General features: G+C 36.0%; 13 protein-coding genes. 2 read left to right on the forward strand and 11 right to left on the reverse strand.

What is annotated here, in order from left to right; translation table 11 throughout:
• Positions 1 to 104: 104 nt before the first annotated feature.
• From DKG80_RS07000 to DKG80_RS07010, 3 genes are read right to left on the reverse strand one after another with little or no spacing between them, the layout of a single operon-like run.
• Entirely contained in the window at positions 105 to 1,646 is a 1,542-nt protein-coding gene (locus DKG80_RS07000) for a hypothetical protein (RefSeq protein ID WP_162555735.1), read from the reverse strand.
• Positions 1,639 to 3,399 carry a RagB/SusD family nutrient uptake outer membrane protein gene (locus DKG80_RS07005; RefSeq protein WP_109830603.1) on the reverse strand — a complete coding sequence of 587 codons (1,761 nt, stop codon included), beginning with the start codon at positions 3,397 to 3,399 and terminating at the stop codon, positions 1,639 to 1,641. Before DKG80_RS07005 ends, DKG80_RS07000 begins: the two co-directional genes overlap by 8 nt.
• Before the next feature lie 11 nt (positions 3,400 to 3,410).
• A complete protein-coding gene (locus DKG80_RS07010; RefSeq protein ID WP_109830604.1) occupies positions 3,411 to 6,587 on the reverse strand; it encodes a SusC/RagA family TonB-linked outer membrane protein in 3,177 nt (1,058 codons plus the stop codon).
• 233 nt (positions 6,588 to 6,820) lie between these two features.
• On the opposite strand from DKG80_RS07010, the gene DKG80_RS07015 reads away from it, so the two are divergent.
• A complete protein-coding gene (locus DKG80_RS07015) occupies positions 6,821 to 8,452 on the forward strand; it encodes a tetratricopeptide repeat protein (RefSeq protein WP_162555736.1) in 1,632 nt (543 codons plus the stop codon).
• 97 nt (positions 8,453 to 8,549) lie between these two features.
• Here DKG80_RS07015 and DKG80_RS07020 read toward each other — a convergent pair whose 3' ends face one another.
• From DKG80_RS07020 to DKG80_RS07055, 8 genes are all read right to left on the reverse strand, one after another.
• On the reverse strand, positions 8,550 to 10,073 hold the full coding sequence (locus DKG80_RS07020; protein ID WP_109830606.1) for a peptide MFS transporter: 1,524 nt from the start codon (positions 10,071 to 10,073) through the stop codon (positions 8,550 to 8,552).
• 285 nt (positions 10,074 to 10,358) lie between these two features.
• Positions 10,359 to 11,129 carry a tryptophan synthase subunit alpha gene (trpA, locus tag DKG80_RS07025; RefSeq protein WP_109830607.1) on the reverse strand — a complete coding sequence of 257 codons (771 nt, stop codon included), beginning with the start codon at positions 11,127 to 11,129 and terminating at the stop codon, positions 10,359 to 10,361.
• A 5-nt stretch (positions 11,130 to 11,134) separates the two neighbouring features.
• A complete protein-coding gene (trpB, locus tag DKG80_RS07030) occupies positions 11,135 to 12,322 on the reverse strand; it encodes a tryptophan synthase subunit beta (protein WP_109830608.1) in 1,188 nt (395 codons plus the stop codon).
• Between the two features lie 12 nt (positions 12,323 to 12,334).
• Positions 12,335 to 12,952, reverse strand: a complete 618-nt coding sequence (locus DKG80_RS07035) for a phosphoribosylanthranilate isomerase (protein ID WP_109830609.1) — start codon at positions 12,950 to 12,952, stop codon at positions 12,335 to 12,337.
• A gap of 3 nt (positions 12,953 to 12,955) precedes the next feature.
• The gene (gene trpC / locus DKG80_RS07040) at positions 12,956 to 13,735 is read right to left on the reverse strand and encodes an indole-3-glycerol phosphate synthase TrpC (protein WP_109830853.1); all 780 of its coding nucleotides are present in this window, start codon (positions 13,733 to 13,735) and stop codon (positions 12,956 to 12,958) included.
• Complete coding sequence (trpD, locus tag DKG80_RS07045) at positions 13,735 to 14,730, reverse strand: anthranilate phosphoribosyltransferase (RefSeq protein ID WP_109830610.1); 996 nt, start codon at positions 14,728 to 14,730, stop codon at positions 13,735 to 13,737. The genes trpC and trpD overlap by 1 nt, the downstream gene beginning before the upstream one ends.
• A 100-nt stretch (positions 14,731 to 14,830) precedes the next feature.
• Positions 14,831 to 15,397, reverse strand: a complete 567-nt coding sequence (locus DKG80_RS07050) for an anthranilate synthase component II (RefSeq protein WP_109830611.1) — start codon at positions 15,395 to 15,397, stop codon at positions 14,831 to 14,833.
• On the reverse strand, positions 15,394 to 16,827 hold the full coding sequence (locus DKG80_RS07055) for an anthranilate synthase component I family protein (RefSeq protein ID WP_109830612.1): 1,434 nt from the start codon (positions 16,825 to 16,827) through the stop codon (positions 15,394 to 15,396). The genes DKG80_RS07050 and DKG80_RS07055 overlap by 4 nt, the downstream gene beginning before the upstream one ends.
• Positions 16,828 to 17,149: 322 nt before the next feature.
• Here DKG80_RS07055 and DKG80_RS07060 point away from each other — a divergent pair, with 322 nt between their 5' ends.
• Entirely contained in the window at positions 17,150 to 17,563 is a 414-nt protein-coding gene (locus tag DKG80_RS07060; protein WP_109830613.1) for a tellurite resistance TerB family protein, read from the forward strand.
• Positions 17,564 to 17,601 lie beyond the last annotated feature (38 nt).

Here is a 17,601-nt window from a genome sequence, read left to right on the forward strand (position 1 = left end):
ATAAGTCAGGTATTAAGTATTAGAAAATCTAGAGATAAGATCGGGCTATCAATCTAAGAAAGTAGCCCGATCAACAATTGTGTGATATAAAACTAAATTTTTGTTTACGGTCTTTCTACAACCTCTGAAATAGAAACATCCTCTATATATGCTTCTCCTGAACCAAGAACTCTAACCATTGGCCAATAAAATACAACTCCATCTGCTACAGTTATCTCTTTCTCATAATAAACCCAATCACCTGTAGTGGTGGTACCTCCTACGGGTACATTAGGACCAACAGACTCCACTTGTGTCGGAGCAGAATATGCTTGAAAATAGACCTGAAAACTACTAGTAGACACGTCGTAATTCTTGACAAAAATCCATGCTGAAATTTTCAATTTCATTCCAGCCTCTACTGTAAGTTTAGGAAGAGCTGCTTGTGTCCAACTAGTCACAGCTGAATTATCCATATATGCACTTTGAGAACCTGAGTATACATAAGATGAATTAGTATTCCATTTAATAGCATTACCCCACTTTGGATTTTCCCATTCATCCGTGTTTTCCATAGACCACCCAGTACTGTTAGGACCTTTTGGTGCCAATAAATTAGAAAACAAAAACTCTACATCTGTGCTAAATGATTCTAAAGGATAAAAGTCTTCAGATTCTAGATTTCCTTTAACATAGTTTACAGTAACCTCGTCCGAATCAAGAATAATTTCATCAACCAGTGAAATCGTCATTTTACTAGGATCCTCACTATCAAGTTTTACAATCTCGATTGTCGGATTTATAATAGTTCCGTCCTCTTCTTCAATAACTACTTCAAACTCATTCTTATCTACAGATGAAGCCTTAATAGGTCTACTGAATTCAATTCCAATTTCATCATCTTTTTCATAAGCAGAAATAATTGTAACTGGCTTATCAGAAGGGATTACTTCAATAAAATCCTTAATGAATAAAGAGTCAATACCTTTTGGATTAAACCTTGTGGATTCCACATATAAGTCGTATGTACCTATTGTCTTATACACTGCTGTACCTGCCAATCCACTCAGCAAAGTTGGTTCTGCACCATTTAGTGTCCACTCAGGAGTAGCTCCCGCTCCTGTCACCTCGTCAATAGAGAATTCAACGCTTTCACCTGCTTTAATTACATTCTTTGCTCCGCTCTCTAAAGTCAAGTTATTGCCTTCATACTTAGCTGAAATGTTAATTAACCTGACTGTGTCAATTACTTCTACAGATAAAACCGTATCATAAGCTGTAGTATCACTATGAAAGTCTTTTAATGTATAGAACATTGAATCTTCAAACTGTTGAAACAAGTTTATCTCGTACATTCCGAGCTTATTGAATACAACGTTAATTTGTTGAGCAGTGGCTAATGTATCGTTTAGTCCTCCTCCTTGTATATTAGAAACGCTGTCCCCTGGTAAATCCCACTGCCTTTCAACAACTCCAGTAGAAGCGTCCAAAAAGGTCAAATAATCACCAACCTGAACTCTATTTCTATCTGAAGAACCATACACCATATGGTGACTACCTAAAGTAGCACCTTCTGGCGTTTCATACTCTTGTTCACATGCCGTAAATAAAATAAGTACAGCTGCTGTATATATTAAAAAATGTTTCATGATTTTAGCCTTATTCATACAATTTTCTATTAGTCTGAACTTCATCTACTGGTACTGGAAAGTATTTCAACTCATCTGTAAAACCTGTACTAGCCTCAAAAAAGTCTGGTCTTACACCTGTATATTGAAGATCTGAAGATAAAGACCATGCATTCTCAGTTCTCCATTGTTCATCGATATAAAGTCTATCAAATTGTTCTTTAATGACACCCCACCTAATCAAATCCTTCATTCTATGCCCTTCAAAGCACAATTCTAAAGGTCGTTCAACATACCTAATGTGTGTCAATAGATTCTCGGCGGTAGCCTCGACTCTAACTTCAGCCGCAGAATTTCCATTATCGACATTAGGAACCTGTTCACTTATATGATATGCTGGAAATGAAGGAGGAGTTAAAGGTTCTGCTAAATACTCTGTCAAAGTCACGATACCAGCTCTATCTCTAACCTCATCGATCATTTGTATTGCAACATTTATATAAAATACATCATCACCGTGCTCTTCAAGAATAGCCTCAGCATACATTAATAGTATGTCAGCGTATCGAATATGTCTGAAATTAATTCCTGATCGTGCAAGAACTTGATTTTCAATTTCTCTATCATGCCAACTCGTATATTTTTTAACGTAAGCATTTTGCTGGCCTCCCCATCCGTTACTTTCTTCTGGAGTTCTATTATAGTAAAGACCTTCAAAGTTTTTTGGAGCGATAGTACCATGCATTCTCATAGAGAAATCCCTAGTATCACCTCCTCCCAATGAGTTTTGAGGATCTGTCACATCTACTTCCTGACGGGTAAACATTTCGTGCAGATACAAAGTAGGCATCACAGAGTTGAAGCCACCATAATTCAACTTAGAATAAGAGCCTGGCAACCAATTGGCTTCAGCTCCAGCTCCATTAGAATCATCATCCGTTTTATTACCTCTTAAACCCTCTTTTAGAATTTCTGAAAATGTAACTTCAAAAATTGATTCTTCATTAAATTCATTATCAGCATTAAAATTATCAATCACGTTAGCTGTTAAAGAATAAATATTAGAATCAATAATCTTTTTAAACTCAGCTGCTGCATTCGCCCAATCTCTTTGATACAAATAGGCTTTACCAAGCATAGCAGTAGCTGCTCCCCAAGTAGCCTTACCTATATCATCATTGCCATCCCACGACGTAGGAAGGTTGTCTTGAGCAAACATCATGTCAGGAATAATCAATGAATCTGTAACAAATTTGATACTCTTCATTGGCTTATGAAAGTCCTCATCAGATTTTGGAAATGTATCGTGATAAACAGCTCCACCGTAGGTATGAATAATATCAAAATAGAAGAACGCTCTCAAAAACCTTGCTTCTCCCTCCATGATTAACTTAACATCGGGTTCTATTAAATCACTTGAATCAGCAGTAATTCTATCTATCACTTGATTCGCTCTATGAACACCTAAATAAAGCTCTCTCCACTTCTCTCTAACTTTAACAGAAGCGTCATTGTACTTAAAACTTGAGTACTCTATGTGAGGAACCCAAGCTACAGACCCTCCAAGATCAGTTCTTGCCGCATCATAGGCAGTACCATCACCACTAACGTTAGGAAGTTGTAAAGCTCCATAAACGGTATTTAGTGCTTTTTGATAATCTTGTTCAGACTCCCAAAACTCCTCATCCAAAATACTATTTGGATTAGTCTCAGTTAAAAATTTATCCTCATCACAGCTTGCAAAAACTAAGACCGCAGCTGCTAACCAAATTGTATTAATTAATTTCTTCATGTCTAGTCTTATTAAAAGTCAATCTGAATTCCTCCTAAAAACTGTCGTGTCACTGGATAGTTTCCTACATCCACTCCTCTTGTTGTAATACCGTTACCTGCAACTTCAGGATCATAACCTGTGTACTTCGTGAAAGTGAAAGGATTTTGTGCAGTAGCATACACTCTAAGTTTTGTGATATTATTTCCAGTCCATTTCTTAGGAAATGTATATCCCAGAGTGATGTTTTTCACTCTTAAGAAACTACCATCTTCTAAGAAGATATCAGTTCTTGTCCTATAATTATTATGGGTATTTGATCTTCGCACAATGGCAATATCACTCTCTGGGTTCTGAGGAGACCACATATAGTAAACATCTTTATGTCTACCTTCTACATATGCAAACCTGTCTGGACCATTATAAATCTTGGCACCATAGGATAAATACGTTTGAAAAAAGAAATCAAAGCCTTTATACTTCAAATCAGCAGTAAATCCTGATTCAAACTTTGGCATAGTTGAACCTTTATAAACTCTATCCTCATCATTCAAAATTCCATCACCTTGATCTGGTACACCATCACCATCTGTATCAACCGTCAATTGATCTGTAAACATATTGTCTCCCAATTCTGCAGTAGGATCGATTAACTGATAAGCAGTCAACTGGCTTAGTTCTTCTCCAGTTTCAGGATGGAAACCAAACTCATCACCATTTGGAACATCAGACTTGATAACTCCTTCATGCTCCAATAAGAAGAAAGAGGCTGCTGGATATCCTTTGGCCATAAACGTAGTGTAATCAGTCCTATCTGCTTGGAATCTAGCAGGACGACCATTAGGGTATGCTAAACCTTCAACGCCATTCAAGTCAGTGATTTCATTGATGTTTTTCGTAAATGTTAAACCAAGCTTCCATTTCAATCCATAAGAAGTGTTATTGGTGTATGAAACTGCTACTTCAATACCCTTATTAAGCATATCTCCAGCATTAATATTTCTTACGTTGTAAACATTCTGCTGTCCTGGATGCCAAGTACCTGTTGACGGGGGTAAAACCTCTTGAAGTAACATATCATCTTTCGTATTGTAGTATGCATCGAAATTGAAATGAATTCTTGAATTCAGTAATTCCATGTCAATACCTATATTTCTATTGATAGATGATTCCCATCTTATATCTTCATTTGGATATCTCCTTTGGATAGCACCTACTGCTAGAACCTCACTACCTTCGGGACCGTATGCATAATCAACACCATTTTCAATATATCTATTTGCTTGATACAACCTGACACTTTGATTACCTAATTGAGCATAACTCAATCGCAATTTGAAAATATTCATCCAGTCCAAAAAGGAGGCGTTATTGAAGAATTTCTCATCACTTAAAACCCAACCACCTGACACACCAAAGAATGGACTATAACGGTTATCCTCCCCAAAAGCAGAAGTACCATCATATCTTAAACTAGCAGAAAACAAATATTTCTTTTTATAGTTATATTGAACTCTCAAGAGCTTTCCTGCTAGTGTTCTTCTCTCATCTGTACCATTAGGTTTAATTCCAATTGTACCTGCACTTAATACTTGTGTAGAATTACTTAGTGATCCAATAGTTCCAACACCTACATTCTTAGTATCAAAAGTTTCGTACGAAATCACTCCTGTCACACCAAAGGAGTGTCCCTTAATCCACTTATTATATTGAATAACTCCTTCAGTTGTTCCTTTAGAAAAGAAATTGTAATCTTCTTCCAATACAGCCTCAAGAGTTGAACCTCCTGGAACAAGATTTCCATCAGTATCATAAGCTAAATACTGAGGTCTGAATGACTTTCTTCTAATTACTCTATCATTATATCCCGCTTTTAAGATTACCTTAAAACCTTTAAAAAACTGGTAGCCTACTCTAAAGTTATAGGTATTTTGATCAGTTTCTGATTCATTGATATTGTTAAGTTGTCTAGCCAAATAACCATAGACATTAACATTATCTGCGTCAATTTCAGTCTCTGTATCACTTATAGCGGTTTGATCAAACAAACTTCTCTGCCATGGATCGTTTCTCAAAGCCAATTGGTACAACCCCCATGGTTCAGACGTTTTCTTGTCTCTCGAAAGCCCTATACTAGTAAAAGCATCAAGTTTACCCTTTTTGAAACTTGCATTTACTCTTGTAGCTAGGCGCTCGTAACCAGAATTAATTAACACTCCTTCCTGATCGAAGTAATTGGTGTTCATAGTCAATTTTAAAGCTTTACTACCACCACTTACATCAATGTTATAACGTTGTATTACTGCATTGTCATTTTGTACCTCACCAACAAAATCAGTATTCCTTTCAAGTATGTCAGTCTCTCCATTCTGGAAAGGTCTTGGCACTTGCTCAAATGTTAATGTATTAACATAAATCTGCTCTGGAGTATTCAACAATGGAGTACCTGAAGTAATATTTTGTATACCTCTATAAGCTGAAAGCGATACTTTCATTTGATCTTCTTTCGCTCTTTTGGTTGTAATAAGTATCACACCATTTGAAGCTCTTACACCATATATAGCCGCTGAGGCACCGTCTTTTAGAACCTCAACTGATTCTATCTGCTCAGGAGCGATATTTGGATCTTGATCATAAGGAATACCATCAACAACAAATAGAGGAGACAAAGCACCCTCACTTAATGATCCCAAACCACGAATTTGAATGTTTGCAGGCTCTCCAGGTGAACCTGCAGACTGGATATTTACACCAGCTATCTGTCCTTGAAGTGCTGATGCTACATCAGAAGTAGCATTCTTTACTAGCTCTTCTGATTTTATTGATCCTACTGCACCAGTAACTTCGATTTTCTTTTGCTCACCATAACCAATCTTCACAACTTCCTCGAGCATCTCTACGTCATTCTCGAGTTGGACATTAATTATGGCCTTGCCTCCAACTGGTACATCTTTTGTCTTATAACCTATAAAACTAAAGGACAATACAACATCATTACCAGAAACAGATATTGTGTAGTTACCATCTATATCTGATACTGTACCACTAGTTGTGCCTTTAACCAGAATATTAACTCCTGGCAAACCCGATCCATCTGTTGGATCAGTCACCTTTCCTGAAACCTTACTTTGCGCTGTAACTGATAAACTACCGAGCAATAAACATAAGATAATAGGAACTACTCTCATTTTAGTTCTTAGTCTTTTCATTCACATATACTTTATAATTCCAAATAACTTATTCATCTATACTTCATACAATGGGCGTGTAGATGCAATAAATCATTCTTCCAAAGATGATATTATTGAGTCATGTTACATTCAAATTGACATACACCCTAACTTGATATAACATCACATAAACTTGACATCAACTAGACTAAGACTTGATAAAAGGCGCATTACAATTGAATTTGAAACCTTTTTTTATTTATATTGAAGGTATGATGAGACTAAATACTCGACTACTATTGATCATTTTGAGCATTAGCACCGCACCTCTATGTACAGTTTATAGTCAGGATAAAATAGACAAAGAAACTGAAAGAGAAATTCTTCTTGATCTTCCAAATTATGATATGTTCAAGGATAGAGAAAAGACAAAAAGTCTTTACCTTGAAACATATAAAAAACATATCGAACAAGAAGATACTACCCTTGCAATAAAAGCTTTAATTGATCTTGGAGACCTCTACGCACATGGAGGAAATTTCAGCTATTCATACGACAATTACTGGGACGCCTTGGAACTAGCTAAAGCTAGTAATAATCAAGTTGCCATAATGAAAGTACATCATGGACTTGGTTGGCAATATTTAATTTATAAGAGATATGATTTAGCGGAAAAACACTTTAAAGAAGCTTTAAAGATGATAAAAGAATTAGTCACCAATACTTCTGTTGACACCTTCAGACTTCCCACTTACTATTTCCCTATAGGGTCCTGCTATCGTCGTATGGAAAAATACAATCTAGCTAAAACATATCTTGATTCTGCTGATCTCTTTCAACATCCAAGCTATGGTTCAACATTTACCAATATTGAACGGGGAATGATAAAAATTAATGAAGGAGAATTTAGAAACGCTTTGAAATTAATGTTGCCAGAACTACAATTAATAGCTGAAAAACACCCCAAGTACAATACCATATTCCATTATGCAATAGCAAGAAGCTATAGAGGTTTAAATATGCTGGATAGTAGTAAATTTTATTTTGAAAGTGCTATCCATGCTGCCCATGAGTATACCAGTCATATAGACGTATTGCCCAGTATCTATGAAGATTATTCATCTTTAATGTTATCAATGGGTGAAGTATATACCTCATACTCTTGGTTAAAAAAAGCTAAAGAACTTAATGAGGAGATGTTCGATAGTCGCATTGGAAAAAATGCCCAAATACTAGAAATAAAAGATCAATATAGAAATGGAGAGCTAGAAAAAGCACAACTAATCAAAGACAAAGAAATATTGGCCCTACAACAAGAAGATAAAGTTTGGAGGCTAAGAATAATTATCTCAGGCATAATAATAACCTCTCTTCTTCTTATAATTTTTCTAATCTATAGACATTTCCGAATAAAGTATAAAACTAAAAAAGGGTATTTACATGAAAAGCGAGAAATAGAACGTAGAAGAATGCAGGATGTAATAGACGCAAAAAACAAAGAAATGACAGCATCCACATTACAGGTAATCCAAAAAGAAGAAATACTTTCTGAACTCAAAGTACAACTCAAAAAAATTTCCAAAGAATTAAATTCTCCTCAATTAAATAAAATTGCTTCAGGTATAAGTGTATCCACTTCTCAAAACTGGAAAGAATTTGAGACTCGCTTTATACAAGTAAATGAAAGGTTCTATTCTGAACTTAATAACAAATACCCTGATCTCAGCCTTGGAGATCAAAAAGTCTGTGCGTTGATCAAATTAAACTTTAGTGGAAAGGACATGTCAAGGCTACTCGGTATATCTATTGAAAGCGTACACACTGCCAGATACAGGATAAGAAAGAAACTCAACCTTGGTCGAAAGGATAACTTAGAAAAAATTATAGGAGAGATCGGGTCTTGATCTCTCCCATAATTTTATATTGATAATAAATCAAAACCTCTAAAAAAGTGAGATTTCAATAATCCAAATTAAAAGCATTGACATGGCAATTTATTCTTTATGAATTAGATTTTTCTAAGATTACATCCTCCGCGCCATGAGCCAATTTCTTAAGACGTTTTACAAAAGCTATAATCAAGAGTCCGAATAAAACACAAAAAATAACCAAGCCTGTAAAAGTTTCTAACTCACCTGCACTTTGAGATGCTTGACCTATCACACCGGCAACTTTATTACCTAAGCCTGTAGCAGCCCAAAAGACTCCCATCATTATGGAAACATATTTGATTGGGGCTACTTTAGTAATAAAAGAAAGTGCTACTGGAAAAGTACATAACTCTCCTACTGTATGCAGTAAATACGCTAGAATCAACCAATAAATAGCTGAACTTTCTGTATTAGAATATTCGATTGAGGCTAAACTCATAAACCCGAACCCCAATCCAGTAATAATTACACCTACAGCCATTCTGTAAAGTGAAGAAGATTCTAAGCCTCTATTTTGCCACCAAACCCAAAATCCAGCAACCGAAGTTCCTAGTGTGATTATAAAAAATGCATTAACTGACTGAAACCATGCAGCAGGTACTTCAAAGTTTAACATCTCAATAACTCTATCAGTCTTTTGTTGAGCATAAAGATTCATCAAACCTCCAGCTTGTTCAAATGCCCCTAGAAATACAATAATTATTAAGAATGATAAAAGTAGAATTTTAAACCTATCTTTTTCTTGAGCATCTATGTCATTATAAACCATACCCAAAAATCCTACTGAAAGAGCTAGGAATAATCCTAAAAGAGAATAAGCAATTTTCTCTATTCCTTCAGCGTAATTCCAAGAAAGATACACGCTTAACACCATCAAAAGAAGTGTCAACACCAACTGAAATTTACTCGTTAATAACCCTTTAACCAAATCAAGAAAACTTGAAGTTTCAGTACCATCTTCAGAAACCATCTTAGGAGCTTCACCAATACCTATCAAATATTTTTTACCGTACATTAAAACGATTTGACCGAAAACCATACCAATTCCAGCCAGACCAAAACCATAATGCCAACCCCACTCTACTGCGACCCATCCAGTAGCCAAAGCACCAGTAAACGCGCCAACATTAATACCTATATAGAAAATATAAAACCCTTTATCTCTTCTAACATCTCCCTGTTCATAAAGACCTCCTACCATAGATGAGATATTCGCCTTTAACCCACCTACTCCTAGTATGATTAATGCAAGACCCGTAAAAAAAGCCCATTGTGCATTTATCGCCAAAACAGTATGCCCGGCTACAAGCAAAGCTCCTCCATACATTACCGACTTTTTTTGTCCTATAAATTTATCTGCAAGAATCCCTCCCGGTATAGATGATAAATAAACTAACATAGTATACCAGCCGTAAAAAGCTAAGGTCCTATCATTATCCCAGCCATATCCTGGATTCAACCCCACTGCCGGCGCAGCTAAAAAAAGTGTTAGCAACGCTCTCATACCGTAGTAACTAAAACGTTCCCAAATCTCCACCATAAACAATACAAACAATCCTTTAGGGTGCCCCAGCATTTCTTCCCTCTTAGCCATTAATTTTTTTCTTTGTTACAACCCCGAAATTAGCAAGATAACAGCATGTATCAAACCCTACATTTCATGACCGAACTCATCACATAATATATCTTGACCTCCACTCATTTTTCAGTATGACAAAACCCATTTATTCATCTGAATTTTAACATACGGAACAATAATATTTAACAAAATTCTAGAAATCTACTTATTGATTTTACCTTCATGCATAAACAAAAACAGACTACTATAAGTAGTCTGAATTCAAATGCTTTATATAATATTTTTTAGACTAGCCTAAAATCAATTTTTAAACTGAACCATAAAGTCTCCAATGGATTTAGCCACGTCTTTAGAATCTTTTAGTGCTTTGACAAAAGCACTTCCAATGATTCCACCTTTGGAAGTCTCACAGACTTTATCAAATGACTCTTTATCACTAATCCCAAACCCAGTAATTCTAGGGTTCTTCAATTTCATTTGCTCTAACCTACTAGCAAAAGCACTAAAATCTGAGGCAAACTTGGTATTTGTTCCAGTAATCGCGGATGAAGAAACCATATAAATAAAGGCATCGGTATTATCATCTATCAAGCGAATTCTATCATCTGTACTGGCTGGTGTAATCAAAATAACGTTGCGCAAACCGTACCCCTCTACTATAGTTTTATATTCAGCTATATATTCTTCCACCGGCAAATCAGGAATAATCAAACCATCAACACCTACCTCTTTACACTTCTTACAAAACTCTTCGAAACCATATTGTAAAATAGGGTTTAAAGAACTCATCATAATCAAAGGAACTTCAACGTCTTCTCTTACATCTACTAGTTGCTGGAACAAATTTTCAACTGTCATCCCATTCTCTAAAGCTATTGTATTTGTATATTGAATGGTAGGACCATCCGCAATAGGATCGGAAAACGGAACTCCTATTTCGATTAAATCAGCACCATTATCTTGCAGAGATTTAACCACTGTTCTGGTATCATCAAACGAAGGATATCCAGCTGTAAAATAGATCGATAGTATATTATCTTTTTCAGCTAACAACTTATTAATTCTGTTCATCAGTATTACGATTCTAATTGATCCAAATAAGTTTTTAAATCTTTATCTCCTCTTCCAGATAAGTTAACAACTATAATCTCATCAGGTTTGAGATCAAGATTATCAAGTGCTGCCAATGCATGCGCAGACTCTACTGCCGGGATAATCCCTTCCAATTTACAAAGCTCCATTCCTGCTTTCATCGCATGATCATCAGTGACAGCCTCATACTTCACTCTACCACTTTCAAACCAGTGAGCAAGTGCTGGACCAATCCCAGGATAATCCAATCCCGCAGATATAGAATGAGGCTCCTCCACCTGTCCGTCCTCAGTCTGCATGAACAGTGTCTTACTGCCATGAAGAATCCCACTAACCCCTTTAAAAGTAGCAGCAGCAGTAAACCCTGAATCAAGTCCTTTACCAGCAGCTTCAGCTGCAACCAACTCTACTTCTTCATCTTCAAGAAAATGATAAAATGCCCCAGTAGCATTGCTTCCACCTCCTACACAGGCTATTACTCGATCCGGCAATTCACTACCCGTTTCTTCCTTGAGTTGCTTCTTAATTTCTTTACTTATGACAGATTGAAATTTAGCCACCATATCAGGGTATGGGTGTGGCCCCACTACTGAACCAATGATATAATGTGTATCAAAAGGATTAGCAATCCAATATCTCATTGCTTCGTTTGTCGCATCTTTTAATGTTTTGCTTCCAGACGAAACAGGGATTACTTCAGCTCCCAACATTTTCATTCTTCCTACATTTGGAGCCTGACGATCTACATCAAGTTCTCCCATGAAAACGACACACTCTATCCCCATCAAAGCACATGCTGTTGCTGTAGCAACACCATGTTGACCAGCACCAGTTTCTGCTATTATTTTCTTCTTACCTAGCTTCTTTGCAAGGATAATCTGACCAAGACTATTATTAATCTTGTGAGCCCCTGTATGATTTAAATCTTCTCTTTTTAGATAGATATTAGAATTGTACTTTTTTGATAATCGAGTTGCTTTGTAAAGCGGAGTCGGTCGCCCCACATAATCCTTTAGAAGCTGTTCAAATTCAGCTCTAAATTCTGGAGCATTCATAATCTCCTCGTACTTTTCTTGAAGTTCAGCGATATTTGCTTGCATCATTTCTGGGATGAATGCACCACCAAAGCTTCCATAATATCCTCGCTCATTTGGGGACACTTGAGTTTCCATATTCTTCAAGTTTTAGGTTTTAATTTCCTGTATAAATTGCTCAAGCAATTGCTCGTCTTTAAGTCCAGGCTCAAGCTCAAACCGGCTGTTAATATCAACTCCAGCCATTTTATTATTCTTTATCTCTTTTAATCTAGTGACATCTGTTACACCAATACCTCCACTCACTAAAAAAGGCAAGTCAAGATCATAATCTTCTAACACACTCCAATCAAATTGAACTCCGTTGCCCCCTCTCTCAACTCCTTTTGTATCAAAAAGTGCATAATCTATTGATAATTCATAGTGCTTTAGGTCTACTGGTAGTTCATCATACACAGAAAAAGCTTTCATTACCTTCAGTCCAAGATTTCTTAATTCCTCACAAAACTCAGGAGACTCATCACCATGTAACTGTATAATATTTAACCCATACTTGTGTGCAATGCTCGAAATAGTTTCTATCGACTCATTTACAAATACGCCGACTTTCTTTTTATTAAAAACGCTAAGTTGATCTTCATCCAGATCGCCTTCCGGAAAGTTACGCTTGGACTTGTTAAAAAAAATGAATCCAACCCAATCAACATCTGATTTAGCCAAATACGACAAGTTCTGAAGGTTTCTTATACCACAAACTTTGACTATCATTTTTTATTTGGATAAAAACTTTTCCAATTCTGCAGCAGGATCCTCTGTCCTCATAAAAGATTCTCCTATTAAAAAACCTTTGAAGCCATGAGTTTGCAATAACTTCATTTCCTCTATAGAGGAAATGCCACTTTCAGAAATTTTCAATTGCTCTTCTGGAAGAATTTTGGCCAGATCAATTGAATTCTGAATGGTTGTCTTGAATCGTTTCAAGTCTCTATTATTGACTCCTAAAACATCGACTTTTTCATAATAACAATGGTTATACTCTTCTTCATTGTGTATTTCAAGAAGAACTTCTAGCCCAATCTCATGTGCCAAGTCAGTATATTTTACCACCTCTTCCTTAGTCAATATTGCAGCAATCAACAACATTAAATCTGCACCTAATGACTTGGTTTGATACACTTGATATTCATCAATTATAAAGTCCTTGCGTAAAACTGGACAGTCTAGATGGGGACGAGCCCTTTTTAAATCCTCCATTGTGCCACCAAAGAATTGTTCATCAGTAAGGATCGAAACAGCTGACGCTCCCGCATCGCAATAACCTTTAGTCACCTCAGAGACATCTGCACTATCATTGATAATACCTTTAGATGGGGATTGCCTTTTAAATTCCGAGATAATACCGAAACTATTGTTCGCTTGCAATCTTTCAACTACACTAATACCTGTTCTCTGAAACCCATCTGTAGCTTTCAATGCATCTACAGTTGTTTGAACCTTTTGTTCAGCGACTTCCTTCTTTTTTTGTTCTACTATTTTATCAAGTACATTCATTACTTGTTCACTTCTATAAATTTCTGAAAACATTGATATGCGGCACCTGAGTCTATTGATTGTTTTGCTTTAGCAATACCTTCTTCAAATGATCCCAAATCCTGACCTACAAATAATGCCAATCCAGCATTGGCTAACACGACGTTAATTTGAGCTTTAGTCGCTTCACCTTTCAATACTCTCGCGAATATTTGAGCAGAATCTTCGATAGAATTTCCTCCGCTAATTTCTTCTTGTGAAACGATATCTAAACCTATTTGACTAGGGGAATAAACCCTTTCGTCGTCTCTAGTCATGACTTTAAAATCACCTGTCAACGAAATTTCATCATAGCCATCCAATGCATGAACTACTGCACAATTTCTATTCTCCTCTTGGAACATGTATCTATAAAGTCTAGCTACCTCTAGATTATAAACCCCTGTTAATTGTCTTTCTGGCTTACTTGGATTTACCAACGGTCCTAGCATATTGAAAAATGTTTTCAATCCTAATTCTTTTCTCACCGGGGCTACGTTTTTCATGGCAGGATGAAAGAGCGGCGCATGTAAGAAACAAATACCTGACTCGTCTAAACTCTTTTTCAAAGAATCTTCATCTCCTTTAAAATCATGTCCTAAATAATTTAAAAGATTAGATGATCCACACATGGAAGAGACTCCATTATTACCATGTTTAGCTACTTTTTGGCCTGCACCTGCCACTACAAAAGATGAAGCTGTAGAAATATTAAAGGTATCTTTACCATCTCCACCAGTACCACACATATCCATTGCATCGAAATCTGAAAGATTTATTGGTTTACACAAGTCCAGCATCGCAGCTTTAAACCCTGACAACTCATGAACACTTACACTTCTCATCAAATAAACTGTCAGAAAAGCAGCCATTTGACTTTGATTGTACTCGCCTTGAGCAAGCTTCGTTAAGGTCTCTTTTGCCTCTTGCCGTGTAAGCTCATAATTATTCGTAAGTTTTTGTAAAATCTCTTTCATGTACTTATTCCTGTCAAAGGTTATTAAATAGATAGGTTATAGTCGCTTCTAAATAGAATTTAGATGATTCCATTTTGACTATGACCTTAAAAATCACACATTAAATATTAATCCAATTCTCAATCATTTTGATACCATTCTCTGTCAATATAGACTCTGGATGAAACTGTACTCCTCTTACATCATATTTGGGATGCTTATGTGCCATAATTTCGCCATCATCATCTACAGCAGTCACCTGAACTTCACCTATTTTATCAGGATGTACAGCCCAGCTATGGTATCTACAAATTTTAAACTGCTCGGGAACACCATTAAAGAGCACATCTTTTTCTTTGATATTGACATTAGTAGCTATTCCATGTAATACCGTAGGTAGGTTATATAACTCTCCCCCGAACGATTCTGCTATTGCTTGATGACCTAGACAAACGCCTAATATATTTTTATCTGAAGCATATGTTTTTATGGTATCTAACAGAATCCCACTTTCTGCAGGCAAACCAGGTCCAGGAGATAATAGAATACGATCAAATCTAGAAACTTCTGATAGTTCAATTTGATCATTTCTATGTACTTCAAGATTTTCATCTCCTTCCAACTCCCTGATTATATGAACCAGATTGTAGGTAAACGAATCGTAGTTATCTAGAACTAATGTCTTCATTTCTTCTTGTCGTTTAATGTTTTGTTGATTTCATCTGCTTTTTCAATGGCAGATTTCAATGCCCCAATCTTATTATATACTTCTTGAACTTCACTGTCAGGATTAGACTTGGCTACTACACCTGCACCAGCCCTAAAATGCAATTTGTTATTTTGACTCAAGAAAGAGCGAATAAGGATAGCATGATTAAAATTACCTTTGAAGTCCATCAACCCAATCATCCCTCCATAATAGCCTCTAACGCTCTTTTCATATTTATCAATCAATTGCATAGCTCTATGTTTAGGCGCACCAGATAAAGTACCGGCCGGAAAGGTATCAGCAGCTAGATCAAAAGCTTTCTTACCCAGTCTCAACTTATTGGTAACTTTCGAGACCAAATGAATAACATGTGAGAAAAACTGAATCTCTTTAAATTTTTCCACTGTTACATGATCACCGGAAATACTTAGATCATTTCTGGCTAAATCAACTAGCATCACGTGCTCAGAGGTCTCTTTGATATCCTCAGAAAGTTCTTTCGCTGCTTCTGCATCTTTTTCATCATCTCCAGTTCTTCTATAAGTACCAGCTATAGGATAAATAGCTGCACTTCCGTCCTTCACCTCCAGCTGTGCCTCAGGTGAGGATCCAAAAATCTTGAATGACCCAAAATCAAAGTAAAACAAATACGGAGAAGGATTAATACTTCTTAAAGCTCTGTACAATAGAAATTCATCTCCCTGAAAAGAAGTACTAAAGGATCTTGAAAGCACCATTTGAAAGGTATCCCCCAACTGACAATGATCAATAGCTTTTAAAACATTATTCCTAAACTCATCATCAGTCATTTCTGACTCCACAACTCCATTGGTCTGAAAAGAAAAAGTGGGAGTATTTACAGACGAAACTAATTGAATAATTTCATCAATCGAATCTTCAAACTCTTCAGCAAAACCATTTTGTGTCACATATACCTTATTTCTGAAGTGATCCACAGCTATTACATACTCAAAGAAGAAATACTGCATTAATGGATTTTCAAAATGCCTAATATTATCAGGATTGAAAGTTACTTCTTCAAATTGTTGTACAGCCTCATAAGAAGTAAAGCCAAATAACCCTGCATTAATTATTTGCCCGTTATTCTCAGATTTGTGATCAAAGGCCTCTATAAACTCACCAAATGATTTCCTTAAATCCAAAGTAGATAGATCCGAAACTTCAGTACCCCAAGGAGTTGAAACCGTTACTTGTCCTTTATCAACCTTGTACTCAGCTCTAGGTGAAAAGGCAATATAAGATAGACTATTTTCTTTTGCATGATAGTCCGAACTCTCCAATAGAAAAGAGTTGGGATATTTATCCCTAACCCTCAAATAGATACTCACTGGAGTTATAATATCCCCTAAGATTTCTTTGGTTCGTGAATAGATTGAAATACTCTTCATACTAACAATTTGACATAAAAAAAGCCCTGACAGTGAACGTCAGGGCTATGTTATATTTTAGATTCTACACATATGATCGTCCACATTCCTTTAAGAAATGCCCCACCACCAATTACTATAGAATTTATTTCCTTTCATCGTTGCAATAATAATTGAGTAGTCTTAAAATCCAAAACAGAAAACGTCATTTGAACGAAATTCATTATTAAATCATGGTACAAGGTAGTTTTATTGTGTTAATACTAATAAGTTTGAACTTTAAAACATTTTATTGATCTTGTACGCTTATTAAAAAGCGACCACAGGCACCTAAATTTATTCTATGCTAAACGTTCACGAACAACTTAGTTTACTAGTACATCTATCAAAAATAGACAACTTCATAGCTGAATCCGAAGCTAAGATGATTCACTACTTAGGTAAACTAAACGGAATGACAGAGGATGATATAGAATCAGTTATTGACAGTCCTATGCCTATTCCTGATATGTCAGATCTTCATCCTGATCAAAAGTTCGAACACCTATTTAACATAGTACAACTAATGAAAGTAGATGGAAAAGTATTCCAATCTGAAATTGATTTTTGTGAAAAAATCGCATTAAAACTAGGTTATAAACCCGGCGTGATAGCTGACCTTTCGGCATATGTATACAGTGACCCTAACATCAACACTAGTAAAACATTCTTGAGAAGTATTGCAGACGAACATTTGATTCCACTTAAGAAAAAGTAGAAGATCAACTAACACTATTGTTCAAAGAGATTCTATCT

It is taken from the genome of Reichenbachiella versicolor (assembly GCF_003171675.1).
GTDB lineage: Bacteria > Bacteroidota > Bacteroidia > Cytophagales > Cyclobacteriaceae > Reichenbachiella > Reichenbachiella versicolor.

What these genes read in the sequence shown, in the direction of transcription:
- DKG80_RS07000 (WP_162555735.1), bottom strand. Translation starts at nt 1,646, where the DNA reads ATGAATAAGGCTAAAATCATGAAACATTTTTTAATATATACAGCAGCT.
- DKG80_RS07005 (WP_109830603.1), bottom strand. Translation starts at nt 3,399, where the DNA reads ATGAAGAAATTAATTAATACAATTTGGTTAGCAGCTGCGGTCTTAGTT.
- DKG80_RS07010 (WP_109830604.1), bottom strand. Translation starts at nt 6,587, where the DNA reads ATGAAAAGACTAAGAACTAAAATGAGAGTAGTTCCTATTATCTTATGT.
- DKG80_RS07015 (WP_162555736.1), top strand. Translation starts at nt 6,821, where the DNA reads ATGATGAGACTAAATACTCGACTACTATTGATCATTTTGAGCATTAGC.
- DKG80_RS07020 (WP_109830606.1), bottom strand. Translation starts at nt 10,073, where the DNA reads ATGGCTAAGAGGGAAGAAATGCTGGGGCACCCTAAAGGATTGTTTGTA.
- trpA (WP_109830607.1), bottom strand. Translation starts at nt 11,129, where the DNA reads ATGAACAGAATTAATAAGTTGTTAGCTGAAAAAGATAATATACTATCG.
- trpB (WP_109830608.1), bottom strand. Translation starts at nt 12,322, where the DNA reads ATGGAAACTCAAGTGTCCCCAAATGAGCGAGGATATTATGGAAGCTTT.
- DKG80_RS07035 (WP_109830609.1), bottom strand. Translation starts at nt 12,952, where the DNA reads ATGATAGTCAAAGTTTGTGGTATAAGAAACCTTCAGAACTTGTCGTAT.
- trpC (WP_109830853.1), bottom strand. Translation starts at nt 13,735, where the DNA reads ATGAATGTACTTGATAAAATAGTAGAACAAAAAAAGAAGGAAGTCGCT.
- trpD (WP_109830610.1), bottom strand. Translation starts at nt 14,730, where the DNA reads ATGAAAGAGATTTTACAAAAACTTACGAATAATTATGAGCTTACACGG.
- DKG80_RS07050 (WP_109830611.1), bottom strand. Translation starts at nt 15,397, where the DNA reads ATGAAGACATTAGTTCTAGATAACTACGATTCGTTTACCTACAATCTG.
- DKG80_RS07055 (WP_109830612.1), bottom strand. Translation starts at nt 16,827, where the DNA reads ATGAAGAGTATTTCAATCTATTCACGAACCAAAGAAATCTTAGGGGAT.
- DKG80_RS07060 (WP_109830613.1), top strand. Translation starts at nt 17,150, where the DNA reads ATGCTAAACGTTCACGAACAACTTAGTTTACTAGTACATCTATCAAAA.